Consider the following 19,506-nt stretch of genomic DNA (forward strand, 5'->3'; position numbering starts at 1 on the left):
CGAATCCGGTTATCGTCCGCGCCATGGCGCCCAAGACGACGACACCCCATGTGCTTTCCAAGGCCGCGGCCAGGCATATCTGGATCGCCGCGCAGCGGCTCGACACGCCCGAGCCCTTCGGTGCAGGACCGGAGGCGACGCAGGCTGCGGTCGAACATCTAGGCTATGTCCAGATCGATACCATCAACGTCATCGAGCGCTGCCATCACCACATCCTGTGGACGCGCATCCCGGCCTATCGCCGCGAGGATCTCGCCCGGGCGCAGAGCGTCGACAAGAGTGTCTTCGAATATTGGACGCACGCCCTGTCCTACGTGCCGACGCGGGACCTGCGCTTCTACCTCGGGGCGATGAAGCGCTACCGCCGGCAGCCGCGGCCGTGGTTCGCCTCGGTCAAGAAGGCGGATCTCGGCAAGGTGCTGACGCTCGTCAGGAGCGAGGGGCCGCTGACCATCCGCGACATCGAGGACGACGTCCTCGTCGAGAAGGACCACCCCTGGGCCAGCCGCAAACCGTCGAAGCGGGCGCTGCAGCTTGCATTCTACACGGGTGTGCTGACGGTCAGCGCCCGCAACGGCATGGTCAAGACCTACGAGCTGATGGAGCGGCATTTCGGCTGGGACGCACCGCCGAAGCCGGCTTCCGAGAAAGAGCGGGCGGCCTATCTGCTCGACCGCGCGCTGAGGGCGCAGGGGCTCGTGAGCCTCGATTCCATCTGCTATCTCGACGCCGGCAGCAAGCCCGCCGTGCGGCAGGCGATCGAGGCGCGGGTGCGCCGCAAGGAGCTCGTGCCCGTCGTCCTCGCGGGGGAGGAGAAGCTGCTCCACTGGGCCCGGCCGGAGGTGCTCGCCACGGCGGGCGGCGCGCCGTCCGATACGGTGCACATCCTTTCGCCCTTCGACCCGCTGATGATCCAGCGCAAGCGCACGCAGCTCTTCTTCGGCTACGAGCACCGCTTCGAGGCCTATGTGCCGAAGGACAAGCGTCGTCTCGGCTATTTTGCGCTGCCTGTCCTCGTCGGCGACGAGATCGTCGCCGCCATCGACCTCAAGGCGGACCGGGAGAACGGCAAGCTGCTCATCCAGCAGTGGACTTGGTTCACCGATGGCAGGCGTGACGGCCTGAAGACGCGCATCGACGAGGAACTGCACCGCTTCGAGCGCTTCCAGCTGGCGCGTTGACCGGACGGCCCGCTGGATCAGCGCATGTCCTGAAGGCGGTCGCGCAGAGCGCATGTGGCTCGGCAGGCAGGGCCCTGCGCAGGCCGTGACAAGGCGGGCCCTTCGTGAGAAGAGGGGCATAACTGCCGCGCGATCTGCGATAACAGCCAGGGGCCATGGTCCGCATCCTCGCCGTCTGCCTCGCCGCCCTGTTCGTCCACCTTGCCCTTCCGGCGACGGCGGCCGGGGCGGGCGCACGTCCCGTGCGGGTCCTGACCTCCTTTCCCCCGCAGTTCCTCGAGCCTTACAGGCGGGCCTTCGAACAGCGCCATCCCGACAGCACGATCGAATTCGTGCAGCGCAAGACGACGGCGGCGGTGGCCGAACTCGTCGGCGGCCGGCAGAAGGCGGACGTCTTCTGGGCTTCGGCGCCCGATGCCTTCGAGATCCTGAAGGCGGCCGGCCGGCTGGCGCGCCTCAAGCCGCGCCCGACAGGCGCGCCGGAGCGTATCGCCGGCTATCCCGTGAACGATCCGGACGGCGCCTATCTCGGCTTCGCCCTGTCGGGCTACGGCTTCGTCTACAATCCCGACTACATGGCTGAGAAGGGGCTGCCGGTGCCGCGCGGCTGGTCCGATCTTGCGGCGCCAGCCTATGCCGGGCACGTCGGCATCAGCGCGCCCTCGCGCTCGGGCACCATGCACCTCATGGTCGAAGCCATCCTGCAGGTCTACGGCTGGGAGCGCGGCTGGGGCCTGTGGTCCGAGATCGGCGGCAATCTCGCCACCGTCACCGCCCGCAGCTTCGGCGTCTCGGCCGGTGTCGCGCGCGGACGCTTCGGCATCGGCCCCTCCATCGATTTCCTCGCCAACCAGGACGGCCTGCCGCGGGGTGCCATGGCCTTCGCACTGCCGGAGGAGACGCTGTTCGTCCCCGCAAGCATCGCGGTGCTCAGCGATGCGGACAACCGCGAGGGCGCCGAGCGGTTCGTGGATCTCGTGCTCTCACCCGATGGGCAGGCGATCCTGCTCGATCCGGCCATCGCCCGGCTGCCGATCTCACCTGCCGCCTATGCCGTCGGGGATGTCGTGACCGGCAGCCCCTTCAGGCGCGAGGGTTTGTTCGCGCACGGGCTGTTCGATCCGCGCCTGTCGGCCGCCCGCTATGAACTCGTCAATATCATCTTCGACGAGATGATCACCTTCCGTCGTGCCGAGCTCGCGCGTCTCTGGCGGTCGGTGCGGACGGTGGAGGCGGCGCTGGTCCGGCGCGGCGATGCGGAGGCGGCGCGCCTGGTCGGCGAGGCGCGCGAGGCCCTGACGCGCTCGCCCATCGGTGCGGACGAGGTCATGGACCTCGAGCGGTGGCGGAAGCTGGAGCGGGTGCGGCGCGGCGTTCCTGCTTCCGAGCCGCAGGCACGGCTCGAAGCGCGCATCAGGGCGGCCATCGACGACAACCTGCGCCGGGCCGGCCGAGCCGTGGGCGAGGCGGCCGCGCGGCTCGACGTGCAGGCAACGGGGCGCGGCGTCGCCGGTGCAGAGGTCTCCCGATGAACCGCAGGGCGAGGCTTGGTATCGGCGGGCGCCTCCTACTCGCCTTCCTTGGCGTCGGTGGGCTGGCCGTCGGGGCCTGCATCGTCGGCTGGCTGTCCTATGCCCGCCTCAGCGAGGAATTGAACGCGGTCGCGACCGATCATCTGCCGGCGCTCGCCTTTTCCGCCCGTCTCGCGGAGGCGGGCGCCAACGTCATCGCCAGCACGCCCGACCTTGCCGTCGCCGAGCGGCGCGAGGCCTATGATGCGATACGCAAGACGCTCGTCGAGCGGCTCGCCGTGCTGCGTTCGGTGCTCGACACGCGCAGCAGCGAGGATTCGCTGTCGCCGGAGCTCATCGTCGTGACCGAGGGCATCGAGGCCAATCTTCAGGCCATCGACCGGGTGGCGGAGCTGCGCTTTCCGCTCGGCGAGCGCGTCCGGGAAATGAGCGAGGAACTGCGCTGGCTGCAGGCGGACCTCATCGAAGAGGTCGAGCCGCTGATCGACGACGCTCGTTTCAACATGGAATCGGCCATCGGTCGTGTCGGGCCGGGCGATGCCGCGGAATCGGGCCGCCGCACGCTGCGCGAGGAGAGTCGCAAGAGCGAGGCCCTGCTTACCATCAACGCCCACGCCAATCTCATCGTCGGGCTCCTCGGGCGGCTCGCGACCGTGCCGACCGTGGAGGATCTCGACGCGACGAGCCATTTCATCGGCGAGATAGCCGACCAGCTCGACATCGAGACGAAGGCGCTTGCGAGCTGGACCGACACTGTCACGGTGAGCCAGATCGTGGCGCGCCTCCTGGCCGTTTCCGATAACCGGGCTGGTCTTGCCGCCCTGAAGCGGGCAGAACTCGCAGCCATTGCCGAGGCCCAGGCGCTGCTGGCAGAGAACCGGCGTCTTGTCACCCAGCTCGGCGCGCTCGTCTCGCAGGAGGTCAGCCGCACGGAGCAAATCGCGCGGCGGGCGGCGGAGCGCTCGGCCGCCGCCATCGTCGTCGGGCGCAACCTCCTCCTCGCCATCGCCATCGCCTCGCTCGCCATCGCCATCGTCGTCGGCTGGTTCTACGTGCGCCGCAGCCTCGTCGCGCGCCTCGAGGGTCTGACGCTCGCCGCGACGACGATCGCGAGCGGGCCCACCATGCCGGTCCTGCCGCCGCCGACCGACGACGAACTCGGCGACCTTGCGAAGGCGCTCGCGGTGTTCCGGCAGACGCGGGACGATCTCGTCCAGGCCGCCAAGCTCGCCGCCCTCGGCCAGATGGCGGCCGGCATCAGCCACGAACTCAACCAACCGCTCGCCGCGATCCGCTCCCACGCACACAACAGCGCCGTCCTCATCGCGCGCGGACGCATGGATGAGGCGCGGGCGAGCCTTGAGCGGATCCAGGGCCTGACGGCCCGGATGGCCGAGCTCATCCGCCATCTCAAGCGGTTCGCCCGCCGGCCGGCGCCGACGCTCGAACCGGTGGACCTGAAGGCCGTGGTCGATGGCGCGCTCAGCCTCTTCGCGCAGCGTCTCGACGAGGAGCGTGTCGCTGTACGGCTTAATTTCCCCGATGGCCCAGTGACGGTCGAGGCGGAGGAGATTCGCCTGGAGCAGGTCGTCGTCAACCTCGTCTCGAACGCGCTCGACGCGCTCGACGGCGGCGGAGAGCGGCACATCGCCATCGGCGCCGAAGCGAAAGGCGGACGGATCCTCTTGTCCGTCAGCGACAGCGGCTCGGGTATCGATGCGGAGGCGCGAGCAGCCGTCTTCGACCCGTTCTTCACCACCAAGCCGGTGGGGCAGGGGCTCGGCCTCGGCCTGTCGATGTCCTACAACATCGTCAAGGACTTCGGCGGCGCTCTCTCGCTGGCGCAGACGGGGCCGGCGGGCACGACCTTCGTGGTAGAGCTTGCTGCAGCGGGGCAGGCGTGAGCATGGCAGACGAAATGGCGGCAAGCGTTGTTCTGGTCGATGACGATCGCGAGGTGCGCGACGCCTACCGGCTGACGCTGGAGCTCGACGGGCTTGCCGTGACGGCCGTCGGCTCGGCGCGCGAGGCGCTCGACCTCCTGACCGCGGACCAGCCGGCCGTGATCCTCAGCGACGTGCGCATGCCGGGTCTCGACGGCTTCGGCCTTCTGGAGGCTGTGCGCGCGATCGATACGGAGATCCCGGTCGTGCTCGTGACCGGCCATGCCGACGTGCCGATGGCGATCAAGGCGGTGCGGGCCGGCGCCTGGGACTTCGTCGAGAAGCCCGCCGATCCGGTGCGGCTCGCCGAGACGCTGCGGCGCGCTCTCGCCCACCGCGCCCTCATCCTCGAAAACCGGACCCTGCGGAGGGGGGCGGCCGACCGGGACCCCTTCGCTGGCCGTCTCGTCGGCCGCTCGGCCGCCATCGAGCGGCTGCGCCGCACTCTGCGCACCCTTGCCGATGCAGAGACGGACGTGCTCCTCTTCGGCGAGACGGGCACGGGCAAGGAGGTGGCGGCGCGGGCCCTGCACGATTTCGGCCGGCGCGCCAAGGGCCGCTTCGTCGCCGTCAATTGCGGCGCGATCCCCGAGACGATGATCGAGAGCGAGTTGTTCGGCCACGAGCCGGGTGCCTTCACCGGCGCCCGCGAGCGGCGCATCGGCAAGATCGAGCATGCAAGCGGCGGCACGCTCTTTCTCGACGAGATCGAATCGATGCCCCTGCCGGCGCAGGTGCGGCTGCTGCGCGTCCTGCAGGAGCGCACCATCGAGCGGCTCGGCTCGAACCGGGAAATCCCGGTCGACCTGCGCGTCGTCGCCGCGACCAAGGCCGATCTCGCCGAGCTCGCGGGCCGCGGCGCCTTTCGCGAGGATCTGGTCTATCGCCTCAATGTCGTCACGCTGCGCCTGCCGCCGCTGCGCGAGCGGCGCGAGGACGTGCCCCTGCTCTTCGCCCATTTCCTCGATCTCGCCGCCCAGCGGCAGGGCCGGGCGGCGCCTCCGCCCGACCCGGCGCTCAGCGAGCGGCTCAGGCAGCAGGACTGGCCCGGCAACGTGCGCGAGCTGCGCAACGCGGCCGAGCGCTATCTCCTAGGGCTCGACGAGGACGAGCCGCAGCAGCCTGCGCGCGGCGGCGCGGGGCTCCAGAGCCTCGAGGAGCAGATGGAGGCGGCCGAAAGGCGCATCATCGAGGAGACGCTGGCGCAGTTCTCCGGGCGCATCGGGGTTACGGCCGAAGCGCTCGGCATCACGCGCAAGACTCTCTACCTGAAGATGAAGAAATACGACCTCGGCCGCGGCACCGCGATCGACGCCTGATGTTACCGTCCTGACCCATCGGCCGTCGGCGCTGTTACCCGCCTGACCCGCCGGGGTCGGCTGTCGGCTGTGCGCAAGCCCTTGCAGCGTGCCGTTTCCGGCATCTGGCCCGCTTGTTGCTGGAAGGGGTGTGCTGCCTTCGGGCGGCCCAGCAGAACAGCCCATTCGGGAGGAAAAAGATGCCACGTCATTACGCCGCCGCTGCGGCGCTGATCGGCGCTGCCCTGTTCACGGGTGTCGCCTTTGCCCAGACCGGCAAGGTCACGGTCGTGACCTCCTTCTCCAAGGACGTGACCGACCCGTTCAAGCAGGCCTTCGAGAAGGCCCATCCGGGCGTCACGCTCGACGTGCAGAACCGCAACACCAATGCCGGCGTGAAATATCTCGAGGAGACGAAGGCCAACAACCAGGTCGACCTGTTCTGGGCCTCGGCGCCGGACGCCTTCGAGGTGCTGAAGGGCAAGGGCCTGCTCGAAGCCTACAAGCCCAAGGCCGAGGGCATCCCCGACAAGATCGGCTCCTATCCGATCAACGATCCCGATGGCTTCTATTCGGGTTTTGCCGCCTCCGGCTATGGCATCATGTGGAACGAGCGCTACGCCAAGGCCAATGAGCTGCCGGAGCCGAAGGATTGGCAGGACCTCGCCAAGCCGGTCTATTTCGACCATGTCGCCATGGCGGCGCCGTCGCGCTCGGGCACGACGCACCTGACCATCGAGACCATCCTGCAGGGCGAGGGCTGGGAGAAGGGCTGGCGCACGCTCAAGGAGGTGTCCGGCAACTTCCGGCAGATCACCGAGCGCTCCTTCGGCGTGCCGGAGGCCGTCAATTCCGGCCAGGTCGGCTTCGGCATCGTCATCGACTTCTTCGCCTTCTCCTCGCAGGCTTCCGGCTTTCCGGTGAAGTTCGTCTATCCGACGGTGACGACGATCGTGCCGGCCAATGTCGCGGTCGTCGCCAATGCGCCGAACAAGGCCGGCGCCCAGGCCTTCGTCGACTATCTCATCTCGCCCGCCGGGCAGGAGGTGCTGCTCGAGCCGAGCATCCGCCGCCTGCCGGTCAACCCGGCCGTCTATGACAAGGCCCCGGCCGACTATCCCAACCCGTTCAAGGATCCCTCCCTCGGGGCGCGGGTGAAGTTCGACGTCGAGGTGTCGGAGAAGCGCTCCAACGTCGTCGACGTGCTCTACGACCAGACCGTCACTTTCCAGCTCGACGCCCTGAAGGCGGCGACCAAGGCCATCCATGACGCCGAGGCGGCCCTCGCGAAGAAGGACAACGCCGAGGCCCGGGCCCTCGTCAGCGAGGCGCGCGACCTCGTCGCCGCCATGCCCATTACCGCGGAACAGGCCGCTTCACCCGAGATCACCGGCGCCTTCACCGGCGGCAAGGAGAAGGGCGCCCGCCAGGCCGAGCTCGAGCAGCAATGGTCCGCCTTCGCCAAGGAGCGCTATGCGCAGGCGCAGGCGAAGGCCGAAGAGGCGCTCAAGCGCGCGCGCTGATCCCGCGCCATGACCGGGCGGCCCCCCCGGCGGGGCCGCCCCCACGTTTTCATGTCCATTCGGGGGAGCGTCCATGGCTGACGCCACGACCGCCGGGCGTGCGCATGCGCCGTCCGGACCTTTCCGGCATTTCATGACGTCCGCGACGCCAGGGCAGCTCGCCCTTGCCCTCGCGATCACCGTCTTCCTCGCCCTCTTCCTCATCATCCCGGTGGGGACGGTGATCTACGTCGCCTTCACGGAGAAGGGCACGGGCACCTTCACGCTCGTCAATTTCGTCGACTTCGCGCGGACCGACCTCTTCATCCGTTCCTTCTGGAACTCGGTCTATGTCTCGGCGATGTCGGTGGTGCTCGCCTCGATCTTCGCCCTGCCGCTCGCCTATATCACCACGCGCTTCGACTTCCGCGGCGCGATGCTGATCCAGACGCTGGGCTTCCTGCCGCTGATCATGCCGCCGTTCGTCGGCGCGGTCGCGATGCTGCTGCTCTTCGGGCGCAACGGCACGGTCAACCTCCTGCTCAACGACTGGTTCGGCTTCCGCATCCCCTTCATGGAGGGGCTGAACGGGGTCATCTTCGTGCAGGCGGTGCACTATTTCCCGTTCATCCTCATCAATCTTTCGGCGGCGTTGCGCAACATCGACCGGGCGATGGAGGAGGCGGCGCAGAACCTCGGCTGCTCGGGCTTCCGCCTGTTCCGCCGCATCGTCTTCCCGCTCGCCATGCCCGGCTATATCGCCGGCGCCTCGCTCGTCTTCGTCAAGGTCTTCGACGACCTCGCAACGCCGCTCCTGCTCAACGTCAAGGACATGCTGGCGCCGCAGGCCTATCTGCGCGTCACGTCGATCGGCATCGCCGATCCGATGGGCTACGTCATCTCGGTGGTGCTCATCGTGATGTCGATCCTCGCCATGTGGGTGTCGGCGCGGGCGATGCGCGGCAAGGACTACGCCACCGTCCAGCGTGGCGGCGGCGGCCTCGCCAAGCGGCAGATGCGGCCGTGGGAGAGCGTCGCGGCCTATGCGGCCGTCTTGCTCATCCTCCTGCTCGTGCTCGCGCCCCACATCGGGCTCCTGCTGCTGTCCTTCGCCACGATCTGGTCCTTCAGCCCGCTGCCCGACGGCTTCACCCTCGCGCATTATGGCCGCGTGTTCGGCGAGAGCTTCGTCTACGTCAAGAACACGCTGATCTATGCCTCGCTCGCCGGACTCATCGACGTGGTGCTCGGCACGGCCATCGCCTATCTCGTGCTGCGCACGAAGCTCATCGGCCGGCAATGGCTCGACTGGGCGGCGACGGCGGCGCTCGCCATTCCCGGCGTCGTGCTCGGCATCGGCTATCTGCGCACCTTCTACGGCGTGCAGCTGCCGGACGGGACGCCGCTCGCGACGCTGTGGATCGTGATCGTGCTGGCGCTCGCCATCCGGCGCCTGCCCTATGCGCTGCGCGCCTGCTATGCCGCGCTCCAGCAGATCTCGGTTTCGCTCGAGGAGGCGGCCGAGAACCTTGGTGCCACGAAGGTGCGCACGGTGCGCCGCATCGTTCTGCCGCTGATGGCCGGCGGCATCCTTGCGGGCTTCGTGACGAGCTTCGCCACGGCGGCGGTCGAACTGTCGGCGACGCTGATGCTCGTGCAGTCGAACGCGGATGCGCCGCTCGCCTACGGGCTCTACGTCTTCATGCAATCGGCCGCCGGGCGCGGGCCGGGGGCGGCGCTCGGCGTCATCGCCGTGCTGCTCGTCGCCCTGTGCACCTTCGCCTCGCACCTCATCATCGAGAAGAGCCAGAAGGCCAAGGGGGCGGGGCACTGATGCGCCCCGCCGCCCCCAAGGGAAAACGCCAATGAACCAGCCCCTTTCCGTCTCCACCCTCGGCGCCCAGGCCGTCGACGTGGATATCCGCAGCGTCGATCTCTCCTACGGCACCAACCATGTCCTCAAGGGCATCGACCTCCACATCCGGCCCGGCGAGTTCTTCGCCTTCCTCGGTCCGTCGGGCTGCGGGAAGACGACGCTGCTGCGCCTGATCGCCGGCTTCAACCGCGCCGACGGCGGCGAGGTGCTGGTCGGCGGGCGCGAGGTGTCGCACCTGCCGCCGTGGAAGCGCGACGTCGGCATGGTCTTCCAGTCCTATGCCCTGTGGCCGCACATGAGCGTGAAGCGCAACGTCGCCTTCGGCCTCGAGGAAAGGAAGGTGCCCAGGGCCGAGATCGAGCGGCGCGTCGCGGCCGCGCTGGAACTCGTCGGCCTTTCGCATCTCGCCGACCGTCGCCCTTCGCAGCTCTCCGGCGGCCAGCAGCAGCGCGTCGCCGTGGCCCGCACCATCGCCATTGAGCCCAAGGTGCTGCTGCTCGACGAGCCCCTCTCCAACCTCGACGCGAAGATGCGCGTGCAGGTGAGGCGCGAGCTGCGCGATCTGCAGCAGCGCCTCGGCCTGACGACGATCTTCGTCACGCACGACCAGGAGGAGGCGAACACGATCTGCGACCGTATCGCCGTCATGAACGACGGCGCCGTGCAGCAGGTCGGCTCGCCCATGGAGCTCTACGAGAAGCCGGCCAACCTGTTCGTCGCCAGCTTCCTCGGCACGGCCAACATCGTGCCCGGTCGCGTGATCGAGGAGGGCGGGGCGCGCCTCTTCGAGATCGACGCCGGCGTGCGCTTGCCGATCCCGGCTCATGTCACGGTGCCGGAGGGGGCCAAGCTCGTCTTCCGCCCTCAGCATGCCTCGCTCGGGGCCGACGGCGCCCGCGACGTGTCCCTGCCGGGCACGGTCCTGCACAGCGAATTCCTGGGCTCGACGGTGCGCTACGGAGTCAAGGTCGGCTCCGCCGAGGTCTCGATCGACGTACCTTTCCAGTCGGGCGAGGCCATCCACAAGCCGGGCGCCGCCGTCGAGGTGGGCCTGTCGCTGAATGCGGCTGTCTGGCTTGCATCCTGAAGGGATGTGCAGCGGTCCGCCGCGTGGCATATGCGTTGCGGCGATTTCTCGCGCGGCGGTGTCCTCCCGCCGCCGCGCGACGCCGCTCCACATTCGCGCTTCCCAATCCGAGAGCTTCCCATGACGCCCCCCAAGGCCATTCTCTTCGACCTCGACGGAACGCTCGTCGACAGTGCCCGCGACCTGACCGACGCGGTCAATGCCCTTCTCGCCGAGGAGGGGCTGCCGCAGGTGAGCCTCGCGGCGGTCAAGTCGATGATCGGCGACGGGGCGGCGAAGCTCGTGGAGCGCGCGCTCGCCGCGACGGGGGGCGACCTGTCCCGCCTGCCCGCCCATGTCGTGCGTTTCCTCGCCATCTACGAAACGGGCGCCGCCCGTCACACGGCGGCCTATCCCGGCGTGCCGGAGGTGCTCCATGAGCTCAAGCGGCGCGGGCTGAGGCTCGCCGTCGTCACCAACAAGCCCTATGCGGCGACCATGGACATCCTCGAGGCGCTCGGCCTCGCCGGCTTCTTCGGCGCGGTGATCGGCGGCGACAGCCTGCCCGAGCGCAAGCCGCACCCGGCGCCGCTCGTGGCCGCGCTGGCGCGCCTCGACGTGCCGGCCGAAGCGGCGATCATGGTTGGCGACAATTATCACGACGTGGAGGCGGCGCGAGCCGCCGGCGTGCGCGCCTTCGCCGTCACCTACGGCTACAGCCACCGGCCCCACGCCGAGCTCGGGGCCGACCGCCTCCTCGACACCATGTCCGAGCTGCCGTCCCTCATCGACGAGGCGGTCGCCGCCTGAGCCTCAGGACCCATCCCATGCGACTGATCCTCATCCGCCACGGCGAGACGGAGTGGAACGCCAAGCGCCGTCTGCAGGGCCATGCCGATGCCCCCTTGTCGGAGCGGGGGATGGTCCAGGCGCGGCGGGCGGCCGCCTTCTTCGCTGCGGAGCCGGCGCCCGGCCTCGTCGTCTCCTCCGACCTCGGCCGCGCGCGCCGCACGGCCGAGATCCTCGGCTTTCCCGACGCCGTGACGGATCCCCGCCTGCGCGAGATGGACCTCGGCGATTGGACGGGCCGCTTCATTGCGGAGATCGAGGCCGAGGACAGGCACGCCTATCGCGATTGGCGGCTCGGCACCCATACGCCGCCCCGGGGCGAGACGTGGCAGGCGTTCCGTGGGCGCGTCGGCGCGGCCATCGCGGACATCCTCGCCCGCGCGCCCGGGGACGCGGTCGTCGTGACGCACGAGGGCGTCGTGCGCGCCACCTGCGACGTCCTCGTCGGGCTCGCGCCCCAGAGCCTCGCGCCCCTCGTGCCGGGCGCCGTCACCGTCTTCGCGGTGAACCGCGCCGTCTCGCCGGCTGCCGCGCGCCTCCTGACGTTCAACTATGTTTCAGCGCCCGACGACCTGAAGATCCGCGGCCTCGACCACGCGCCGGTCTAGCTACCGCACGAAGCCCATGGGCTCGCCGGTGTCGGGGTGGCGCATCACGCCCATGGCGATGCCGTAGATGGTCTCGAGCTGCCGCGGCGTCATGATCGCGTCCGGCGTGCCGCGGGCGAGCAGGCGGCCGCCGCGCAGGGCGACGATCTCGTCGCAGAAGCGCGCCGCCATGTTGACGTCGTGCAGTACCACGATGACGGCGAGGCCGCGCTCGTGCGCGAGACGGCGCACCAGCGCCAGCACCTCGACCTGATGGGCGACGTCAAGGGCGGAGATCGGCTCGTCGAGCAGCAGGCATTCGGTATCCTGCGCCACCAGCATGGCGAGCCAGGCACGCTGGCGCTCGCCGCCGGACAGGGTGTCGACCAGCCGGTCGGCGAAGATCTCGACATCGGTGAGCGCCATCGCTTGGGCGACCTTCTCCCGGTCGATGGCGGAGAAGCGCCCGAGCGCGCCGTGCCAGGGATAGCGGCCGAGCGCTACGAGTTCCTTCACCAGCATGCCCGTGGCGGGCGGCGTCTGCTGCGGCAGGTAGCCGACCTTGCGGGCAAACGCCCGGTCGCCCCATTCCGGCAGCGGCCGGCCGGCGAAACGCACGGTGCCGGCCGACGGCTGCTGCTGGCGCGCCAGCAGCTTGACCAGCGTCGACTTGCCGGAGCCGTTGTGACCGATGAGGCCGACGACGCGCTTCGCCGGGAGGGTCAATGAGAGCGGTCCAAGCAGGGTGCGCTCGGGCAGCGCGAAGGCGACATCGTCAAGCGCGAAGAGCGGGCCGGTCATGTCGGATGCGGCTTCGGTCGGGCGAGTCGGGAGGTCGAGCATCGGGAGCCTCGTCAGGTGCCGACGGTGAGCATGAGGAGGTCGGCGGCTGCCGCCGGCTGCATGGCCGCACGCTGACCGGCGTTCTGGTCCCGGCAGTGCGCCCGAGCGCCGGAATACGCCCACGGAGGGGCGGCGCGCAATGGGCAATGCACGAAGCACGAGCCTTTCCATCCGATCCGGACCGCAGCGCCGGGAAATTGCCGGAGCCGGCGGGTCCCCCTCGTACGCGCCCCGCGTCCGCGAGGGCGGCAACGACGGCGTCCGTCGTGCGCTGCACATGCGTGCCGATGGCGTCGACCGCGCGGGTGGTGTCGCATTCGAGCGCCGAACCGAGCAGCGCGCGGTGCTCGCAGTGGATGTCCCGTGTCAGCAGCGTGCGCACGCGGAAAAAGGGGACGATAGCGCTTCGGATGCTCGAACATCATCCCTCTCAGGCGCAGCAGCCAGGCCGAGGGTCAGTCGAAGACGGGCGGCGGACGTGGGGGGCCGAGAACGTCGCCGAGCCACGGCATGTCCGGGTCACCACCGAGATCGTGCACTCCGGCGATGAGGCGTCCGACGGCGGGTGCCGACAGCGCCATGCCGCACAGCCCGCGCGTCTTGTCGAAAAAGGCCGCCTCGCCGACCGGATTGGCCGGCGAGCCGAGCGGATTCGTCACGCGGGTCGCGAACCAGCGTCCGTCCCGCGTCGCAATCCGCATGAAGGGCTCCTCGGTTTTGAGGACGGCGTCGTCGACGGTGAGCGCGAGCAGCGGCACCGGCTTCCTTGAAATATTCAACTAGCATTACTATTTGCGGACAAATAAATACTGCCGATCTTGCAACTTGTTATCGATAATAATTCACGGTAGATTTGTTGTGTTGCAGAAAAGTGTTTCAACTTGGCGTTGTTCCAGCCCAAACGCTAACCACTCCTGACCCTGAGCGGCTCTCATCCCCCCTAATTCGACGACCTGCTCAGGGTCGTTCCCTTTTGCCGAGGAATCGCTGAGGCGGATGCGCGGCTGCTTTGTTGATGAGCGAGTCGAACGGTTGGGAACATGCGGCGCGCTGGTGCCGTCGGCATCATCGCTGCGCCGTTCCTGCCGCTGCCATCTCCGGAACCCGCGGCGGGGCAGCATCGGAGGCAGCGGTTTGGTCACATGGCGCGCGGCCTCTCCCGTCCGGCCCGGGTCTCCAGCGCCGTCAGCGCCTTTTCGAGGAGCCGGCGCGTCTCGCCTGCCGAGCCTGCGTCGAGCGCCTTGATGTCGAGAAAGAGATCGAGGCCCTGGACCTGGCCATGGATGACGTCGGCTTCGGCCGCTCCGGAAAGTCCCCGCACGGCATAAGGCACGACGGCGCGGCTCACGCCCTTGACCGCGATCGGCGCAAGCGCCTCGGCTTCGACGATGTCGCGCACCAGCGCATAGGTCTCGTAGCTGATGACAATCGAACCCGGCTGTGCGACGGCCTGCAGGCGCGCCGCGAGGTTCGCCTCCGCCCCGATGATCGTGTAGTCCATGCGGTTGTCACTGCCGAAATTGCCGACGTGACAAAAGCCGGTGTTGATGCCCATGCGCACCTCGAGCGGCTCGGCGAGGCCGCGCTTGCGCCATTCGGCGTTGAGCCGGCCGAGCGCCGCCTGCATGTCGAGCGCCATGCGCACGGCCGCGGCCGCGTCCTCCCGGACGCCGCGCGTATCGGGATCACCGAAGAAGAGCAGGATGGCGTCGCCGACGAACTTGTCGATGGTCGCCCCGTGGCGCAGCGCGATGACCGACATCTCGGTGAAATATTCGTTGAGGAGCGCGGTCAGGTCCTCCGGCTGCAGGCGCTCCGTCAGGGCCGTGAAGTCCTTGATGTCGGAGAAGAAAATGGTGAGCTTCTTGCGCTCGGCGGTTATGGCGACCTCCTTGGCGCCGCTGAAGATGCTGCGGTAGACCTGCGGCGAGAGATAGCGCGCGATCTTGGCCGAGACGGTGCCGAGGAAGGCGTTCGCCTGTGCGAGTTCGCCGTTCATGTGCCGGATGACGGCCGCCTGCCGGCTCTGCATGCGGATGAAGGCGAGGCCACACGCCGCCACCACGGCGAAATAGACGAGCAGGGACTGGAAAGAGAAGATGCTCGCCTCGATGGGCCGGCGCACGGTGACCTCCTGCACGCCGCGCACGTCGCCGACGCGCCAGTTCTGCTTCGGGCTGTCGGGATGGCTGTTGTGGCAGGCGACGCAGGCCGGGCCCATGACGATGGGCGTCGCGATGCGCACGGTGCGGTCGACGAGCGTGCCAGAGACGTCGACGACCGGCCTTGCCGCATCCTGCCGCAGTTGTTCCAGGGCCGTCTGCTCGAAGGCATCGATCGGATGGCCCGCCCGCTTGCGGAAGGGAAAATCCGAGAAGATGCGGATCTTGACCGCTCCATCGCGCGCGCTGATGCGCTTGCCGAGCTCGATGGACATGGCCGTCGGCATGGGGGCGTCCTCGCCATGGCTTTCGCCGTCGAGCCGCCCGAGCACGTCATTGGCGTAATAGGTGCGCATCTCGTCGATGAGCACGCCGATCTCGGTCGCCTCACCCTGCATCATCCGGGTGGACAGGCCCCTCAGGTCGAGCCACACCGCAAGGGGAAGTCCGACGACGAGAGGCAGGACGAGAACGGCGAGAGAGAATGTCGCCGTCCGGTGCCGGTGACGTTGTATGTGCGGAAGAGGAGCGCGCATGGCTGACCCACGAGCCGGTGGCCCGCCACCGGGCGGGAGCCCGGCCGGTAGTGCCGATGGGGTCGAGAATGCACGAACCGCATTTCAGGCACATTGCGTCCGAAACGTTTTCGATTTCGTCATTTGCGATTCTGCCGCAATATTCGTTCGATTCTGGCTATTTCAGCTTTCGTTTGGGCTTCGCTTTCAACGCGGAGTTTCTGCCTCGAGGTCAACACCTTCGAAGACATGGCGCCCGAGCGGGTCGATGCCGAAGCCTTTCACTTCCTTGCGCGTGGCCATGAAGACGATGGAATGGGCGAGGGGAACCCAGGGCGCCTCGCGCTTGAAGACCTGCTGCGCCTGCCGGTAGAGCGCCTCGCGCTCGTTGCGGTTGCTCGTGGCCTTGGCGCGCGTGACGAGCGCGTCGTATGCGGGCAGGCACCACTTGGCGACGTTGTTGCCGCCGGGCCGGGCCGCCGCGCAGCCGAGCAGCACGTTGAGGAAATTGTCGGGGTCGCCGTTGTCGCCGGTCCAGCCGTATAGCGCGAGGGGCGGCTCGCCGGCCTGCAGCTTGGCGCGATACTGGTCCCATTCGGTGGTAACGAGACGGGCACGGATGCCGATGCGCGCGAGATCGGCCTGCACCAGCTCGGCGACGCGGTGGCCGTCGGGATTGTAGGGCCGGCTGACCGGCATGTACCAAAGCTCGGTGTCGAGCCCGTCCGGATAGCCCGCCTCGGCGACGAGGCGCCGGGCCTGCCCGGGGTCATAGGGGTAATCTTCGATCGCCTCGTTATAGGACCACAGCAGGGGCGGGATCGGATTCTTGGCCACCGTGCCTGTGCCCCGGTGCACAGCCTCGATGATGGCGCGCTTGTCGATCGCCATGTTCACGGCGTGCCGCAGCTTGACCTTGTCGAAGGGCGGGCGCGCGGCATTCATCGCGAGATAGCCGATGTTGAGCCCTTCCTGCTGGAGGAGGCGCAGCGATGGATTGGCGGCGATGGTCTCCCGGTCGCTCGGGTTGGGGAAGGCCATGACGTGACATTCGCCCGCCTTGAGCTTGGCGAGCCGCACGGCCGGATTGGGCGTGATGGAGAAGACGAGGGTGTCGATCTTCTGCCGCCCGTTCCAGTGGTCGGCGAAGGCCCGGTAGCGGATGGCGATGTCCTTCTGGTAGCCGACGAGCGCGAACGGCCCGGTGCCGACGGGATCGGCATCGAGCCGCGCGGGCTCGCCCCGGCGCAGAAGGAGATCGCCGTATTCCGCCGACAGCATCACGTTGAAAGGCATGGCGAGATTGGCGAGGAACGGCGCTTCGGCGCGGGCGAGGCGGATGCGGACGGTGTGGTCGTCAACCTTCTCGATGGCGCGGATGAGGTCCGGCATGCCGAGGTCGCGGAAATAGTCGAAGGTGGCCCCCGGCGTGCCGTGGAAGGGATGATCCTCCTTCCATTGCCGCATCAGGGAAAAAAGGACGTCGTCGGCGTTGAAGTCGCGGGTCGGGGTGAAGACGGCGTTGGCATGGAACTTGACCCCCCGCCGCAGACGGAAGGTGTAGACCGTGCCGTCCGGCGAGATCTCCCAGGATTCGGCGAGCGCCGGCACGATCCGCGTCGTGCCGGGCACGAATTCGACGAGGTTGTTGAACATTGGCCGTCCCGCGTTCATGCCCGTCGTCGTGGTCACGATCTGCGGGTTGAGGGCCTCGGGGCTGCCTTCCGAGCAGAAGACCAGCGTCTTGGCGGCGGCGGGCGAGGCGGCGAGGGCGAGCCCGCAGGCGGCCGCCACCAGATGTTTCACCATGTTCTCCCCCTTTGTCAGAGCGCCGCGAGGGCTTCGGGCCGGGGTTCGCCGGCAAGCTGCTTCGGCATCTCGATGCGGAAGGCGGTGCCGGCGCCCGGACGACTCTCCACGTCGATGCGTCCCTGCAGCTTGTTGGTGACGAGGTTGTAGACGATGTGGAGCCCGAGCCCGGTGCTGCCACGATGACGGGCGGTGGTGAAGAAGGGATCGAAGATGCGCCCCAGATGTTGTGGCGCGATGCCCTTGCCGTCGTCGCGCACGGTCAGTCGCAGCAGCTCGGGAGCGTCCTGCACGGTGACGGTGATGCGCCCGCTCTCGCCCTCCTCATAGGCATGCAGGGCGGCATTGATGATGAGATTGGTCAGCACCTGCGCGAGCGCCCCGGGATATGTGCCGACCTGCAGGTGGACGGGACAGTCCACGGTGACCATGTGCCGCGTCTTGCGCAGCAGCGGCCCGAGACTGCGAATCACGTCGTCGAGCCAGCCCTTCATCTCGAAGCGGCGCGGCTCGTCGCTCACCTGGTCGACCGCGACCTGCTTGAAGCTGTGCACGAGGTCGCTCGCCCGGCCGAGGTTGTCGAAGAGCAGGCGTGAGCCCTCCTTCATGCGATCGAGGAAATGGGCAAGGCGCGAGCGCGCCAGCTGGTTGCCGTCGAGCGCCCGCTCGAATTCCTGCGCCTCGTCACCCAGCAGCGTGGCGGTGGTCAGCGCGATGCCGAGCGGGGTGTTGATCTCGTGGGCCACGCCGGCGACGAGCTGGCCGAGAGAAGCGAGCTTCTCCGCCTGGATGAGGTCCGCCTGCGTCTGCTGCAGCTCGGCCAGCGTTTCGTCGGTCCGTTCCTTCGCGTGGCGCAGGTCGCGCTCGCGTCGGCTGATCTCGGTGACGAAGACATTGGCCGCCCGCGCCATGTCGCCGAGTTCGTCGCGCCGGTCGGATTCGGTGATGCGCCCGGCGAGCGGGTCGGCTGCGAGTGCCAGCATGCTGCTCTGCAGGCGGCGCAGTGGCATGGTGATCGACTTGGCGGCCGCGAAGGCGACCACCGAGCCGAACAGCAGGCCGATGGTGGCACCGATCACGAGCACGTGACCGATGAAGGCGCCAAGCCAGTCGGCATCGCCCGTGAAGAGGTCGTTGAGCGAGCGCGCCTTGGCCACCATGGCCGCCGCTGTCCGGTCCATGTCGGCGATCATCGCGTTCTGCTTGCGGATGCCCTCGATCGTGGTGCCGAGCCGCTCGCCCCACTCGGTGATGGCATCGATCATGTCGGTCTGGATGAGGGGTGAGATCGGCAGGGCGGCTGCGATGGCGGCGAGTTCGCCGCTGCGCGCCAGCTTGCGCTCGGCGACGTCGGCATCGCGGCGGGTGAGCGCCTCGTGCGTCTCCTGGCCGAGCTTTAGGGTGGAGACGGCGACGTTCTGGGTGGCCTGCTCGGTCTCGTTGGCCTCGACGGAATAGGTGAGGAGCTGGGCCACCTCTTCCTGCAGGGCACGCTGGGCCGTCACCTCGATCTTGAGCAGGCGGTCGCACCATGCGAGCAGGCGCTCGGCGACCGTGCCGGTCTCGGCGGGCCCCGCCGCAGCCGCGGCGCGCGTGAGGTCGTCCAGTTCGCGGGTGGCGCCGCTGCGCCCGGCACCCAGCGCCTCGGCGAGGCTACCGGCGGCATGGCTGATCTGCGCCACAGCGAAGCCATGGTCATTGCCGTCGGGCTGTCGCAGCGCCGTCTGCAGGCCCCACAGGGTGGCGCGCAGCTGATAGGCCCGGTCGACGATGTCGCGCAGGCGCCGCAACTGCTGGTCCTTCTCGGTCAGCGTCGTGATGATGTCGGCATTCGAGGCGTGCTGCCGGGCACGAGCCTCGTCGGCCAGATTGACGAGCCTCGCGGCGCGCAGTGACATCTCGGCGATGAGACGGTCATTCACTGTCGTCACGGCGATATATTCGTCCATACGCGCGACATAGCGGGCGAGCGTGTCCTGCAGGCTCGCCACCTCGCGCCGCTGCGCCTGTGTGCGCGCGAGCGGGCCGAGCGCGGCGAGCTGAACCTGGGCGCGCGCCGCCCGCTCGCGGAAGCGCTCCGCATGCGGGTCGCGCTCGACCGGATTGGCGCTCACGTAATCATCACGGACGGTCATCGCGACGAGAAGGTCGCGATAGATGGCGCCGGCGAGGACGGCCCCGCTGCGGGCGCGTTCGGCTTCGTTCAGCAGCAGCCACGCGGCGACGGCAATGCCGGCGGCAATCGCGATGGGAATGCCGCCGACGAGCATGATCTTGTTCCTGATCCGCATGATCCCTCCGACCGACTGGAGGGCATCCTGCCCGCTCGCCGTTGCGGGGCTT

At 68.6% G+C, this 19,506-nt stretch carries 14 protein-coding genes; 9 read left to right on the forward strand and 5 right to left on the reverse strand.

Going from position 1 to position 19,506, the window contains the following annotated elements:
* The first annotated feature begins 23 nt into the window (after positions 1 to 23).
* The 9 genes from ASC46_RS08045 to ASC46_RS08085 all read left to right on the forward strand — a co-directional run bounded on the left by ASC46_RS08045 (position 24) and on the right by ASC46_RS08085 (position 11,855).
* A complete protein-coding gene (locus ASC46_RS08045) occupies positions 24 to 1,181 on the forward strand; it encodes a winged helix-turn-helix domain-containing protein (RefSeq protein WP_055458766.1) in 1,158 nt (385 codons plus the stop codon).
* Between the two features lie 155 nt (positions 1,182 to 1,336).
* Positions 1,337 to 2,713, forward strand: a complete 1,377-nt coding sequence (locus ASC46_RS08050; protein WP_055458767.1) for an ABC transporter substrate-binding protein — start codon at positions 1,337 to 1,339, stop codon at positions 2,711 to 2,713.
* Positions 2,710 to 4,617, forward strand: a complete 1,908-nt coding sequence (locus ASC46_RS08055; protein WP_055458768.1) for an ATP-binding protein — start codon at positions 2,710 to 2,712, stop codon at positions 4,615 to 4,617. The genes ASC46_RS08050 and ASC46_RS08055 overlap by 4 nt, the downstream gene beginning before the upstream one ends.
* Positions 4,618 to 4,619: 2 nt before the next feature.
* Positions 4,620 to 5,975, forward strand: coding sequence for a sigma-54-dependent transcriptional regulator (locus ASC46_RS08060; protein ID WP_055458769.1), 1,356 nt, complete (start codon positions 4,620 to 4,622; stop codon positions 5,973 to 5,975).
* Between the two features lie 179 nt (positions 5,976 to 6,154).
* Positions 6,155 to 7,477, forward strand: a complete 1,323-nt coding sequence (locus ASC46_RS08065; protein WP_055458770.1) for an ABC transporter substrate-binding protein — start codon at positions 6,155 to 6,157, stop codon at positions 7,475 to 7,477.
* A 133-nt stretch (positions 7,478 to 7,610) separates the two neighbouring features.
* A complete protein-coding gene (locus ASC46_RS08070) occupies positions 7,611 to 9,290 on the forward strand; it encodes an ABC transporter permease (RefSeq protein ID WP_055458975.1) in 1,680 nt (559 codons plus the stop codon).
* Positions 9,291 to 9,321: 31 nt separating this feature from the next.
* Positions 9,322 to 10,419 (forward strand): ABC transporter ATP-binding protein, encoded by a 1,098-nt coding sequence (locus ASC46_RS08075; RefSeq protein WP_055458771.1) that lies wholly within the window; start codon positions 9,322 to 9,324, stop codon positions 10,417 to 10,419.
* A gap of 120 nt (positions 10,420 to 10,539) precedes the next feature.
* The gene (gph, locus tag ASC46_RS08080; RefSeq protein WP_055458772.1) at positions 10,540 to 11,208 is read left to right on the forward strand and encodes a phosphoglycolate phosphatase; all 669 of its coding nucleotides are present in this window, start codon (positions 10,540 to 10,542) and stop codon (positions 11,206 to 11,208) included.
* A 17-nt stretch (positions 11,209 to 11,225) separates the two neighbouring features.
* Positions 11,226 to 11,855: a histidine phosphatase family protein gene (locus tag ASC46_RS08085; protein ID WP_055458773.1), complete on the forward strand. Its 630-nt coding sequence runs from the start codon at positions 11,226 to 11,228 to the stop codon at positions 11,853 to 11,855.
* Here the strand turns inward: ASC46_RS08085 and ASC46_RS08090 are convergent, their stop codons facing one another.
* The 5 genes from ASC46_RS08090 to ASC46_RS08110 all read right to left on the reverse strand — a co-directional run bounded on the left by ASC46_RS08090 (position 11,856) and on the right by ASC46_RS08110 (position 19,454).
* Positions 11,856 to 12,677 (reverse strand): ATP-binding cassette domain-containing protein, encoded by an 822-nt coding sequence (locus ASC46_RS08090; RefSeq protein ID WP_055458774.1) that lies wholly within the window; start codon positions 12,675 to 12,677, stop codon positions 11,856 to 11,858.
* A 455-nt stretch (positions 12,678 to 13,132) separates the two neighbouring features.
* On the reverse strand, positions 13,133 to 13,435 hold the full coding sequence (locus ASC46_RS08095) for a hypothetical protein (RefSeq protein ID WP_055458775.1): 303 nt from the start codon (positions 13,433 to 13,435) through the stop codon (positions 13,133 to 13,135).
* Positions 13,436 to 13,815: 380 nt separating this feature from the next.
* A complete protein-coding gene (locus ASC46_RS08100; RefSeq protein ID WP_072249457.1) occupies positions 13,816 to 15,375 on the reverse strand; it encodes an adenylate/guanylate cyclase domain-containing protein in 1,560 nt (519 codons plus the stop codon).
* Between the two features lie 186 nt (positions 15,376 to 15,561).
* Positions 15,562 to 17,163: an ABC transporter substrate-binding protein gene (locus ASC46_RS08105; RefSeq protein ID WP_055458776.1), complete on the reverse strand. Its 1,602-nt coding sequence runs from the start codon at positions 17,161 to 17,163 to the stop codon at positions 15,562 to 15,564.
* A gap of 14 nt (positions 17,164 to 17,177) precedes the next feature.
* A complete protein-coding gene (locus ASC46_RS08110) occupies positions 17,178 to 19,454 on the reverse strand; it encodes a sensor histidine kinase (RefSeq protein ID WP_055458777.1) in 2,277 nt (758 codons plus the stop codon).
* Positions 19,455 to 19,506 lie beyond the last annotated feature (52 nt).

The organism is Chelatococcus sambhunathii (genome assembly GCF_001418005.1).
In the GTDB taxonomy this organism is placed as follows: domain Bacteria; phylum Pseudomonadota; class Alphaproteobacteria; order Rhizobiales; family Beijerinckiaceae; genus Chelatococcus_A; species Chelatococcus_A sambhunathii.

Coding starts and splice junctions, on each gene's coding strand:
- ASC46_RS08050 (WP_055458767.1), top strand. CDS start 1,337: ATGGTCCGCATCCTCGCCGTCTGCCTCGCCGCCCTGTTCGTCCACCTT.
- ASC46_RS08075 (WP_055458771.1), top strand. CDS start 9,322: ATGAACCAGCCCCTTTCCGTCTCCACCCTCGGCGCCCAGGCCGTCGAC.
- ASC46_RS08055 (WP_055458768.1), top strand. CDS start 2,710: ATGAACCGCAGGGCGAGGCTTGGTATCGGCGGGCGCCTCCTACTCGCC.
- ASC46_RS08100 (WP_072249457.1), bottom strand. CDS start 15,375: ATGCGCGCTCCTCTTCCGCACATACAACGTCACCGGCACCGGACGGCG.
- ASC46_RS08045 (WP_055458766.1), top strand. CDS start 24: ATGGCGCCCAAGACGACGACACCCCATGTGCTTTCCAAGGCCGCGGCC.
- ASC46_RS08105 (WP_055458776.1), bottom strand. CDS start 17,163: ATGGTGAAACATCTGGTGGCGGCCGCCTGCGGGCTCGCCCTCGCCGCC.
- ASC46_RS08070 (WP_055458975.1), top strand. CDS start 7,611: ATGACGTCCGCGACGCCAGGGCAGCTCGCCCTTGCCCTCGCGATCACC.
- ASC46_RS08090 (WP_055458774.1), bottom strand. CDS start 12,677: ATGCTCGACCTCCCGACTCGCCCGACCGAAGCCGCATCCGACATGACC.
- ASC46_RS08060 (WP_055458769.1), top strand. CDS start 4,620: ATGGCAGACGAAATGGCGGCAAGCGTTGTTCTGGTCGATGACGATCGC.
- ASC46_RS08065 (WP_055458770.1), top strand. CDS start 6,155: ATGCCACGTCATTACGCCGCCGCTGCGGCGCTGATCGGCGCTGCCCTG.
- ASC46_RS08110 (WP_055458777.1), bottom strand. CDS start 19,454: ATGCGGATCAGGAACAAGATCATGCTCGTCGGCGGCATTCCCATCGCG.
- gph (WP_055458772.1), top strand. CDS start 10,540: ATGACGCCCCCCAAGGCCATTCTCTTCGACCTCGACGGAACGCTCGTC.
- ASC46_RS08085 (WP_055458773.1), top strand. CDS start 11,226: ATGCGACTGATCCTCATCCGCCACGGCGAGACGGAGTGGAACGCCAAG.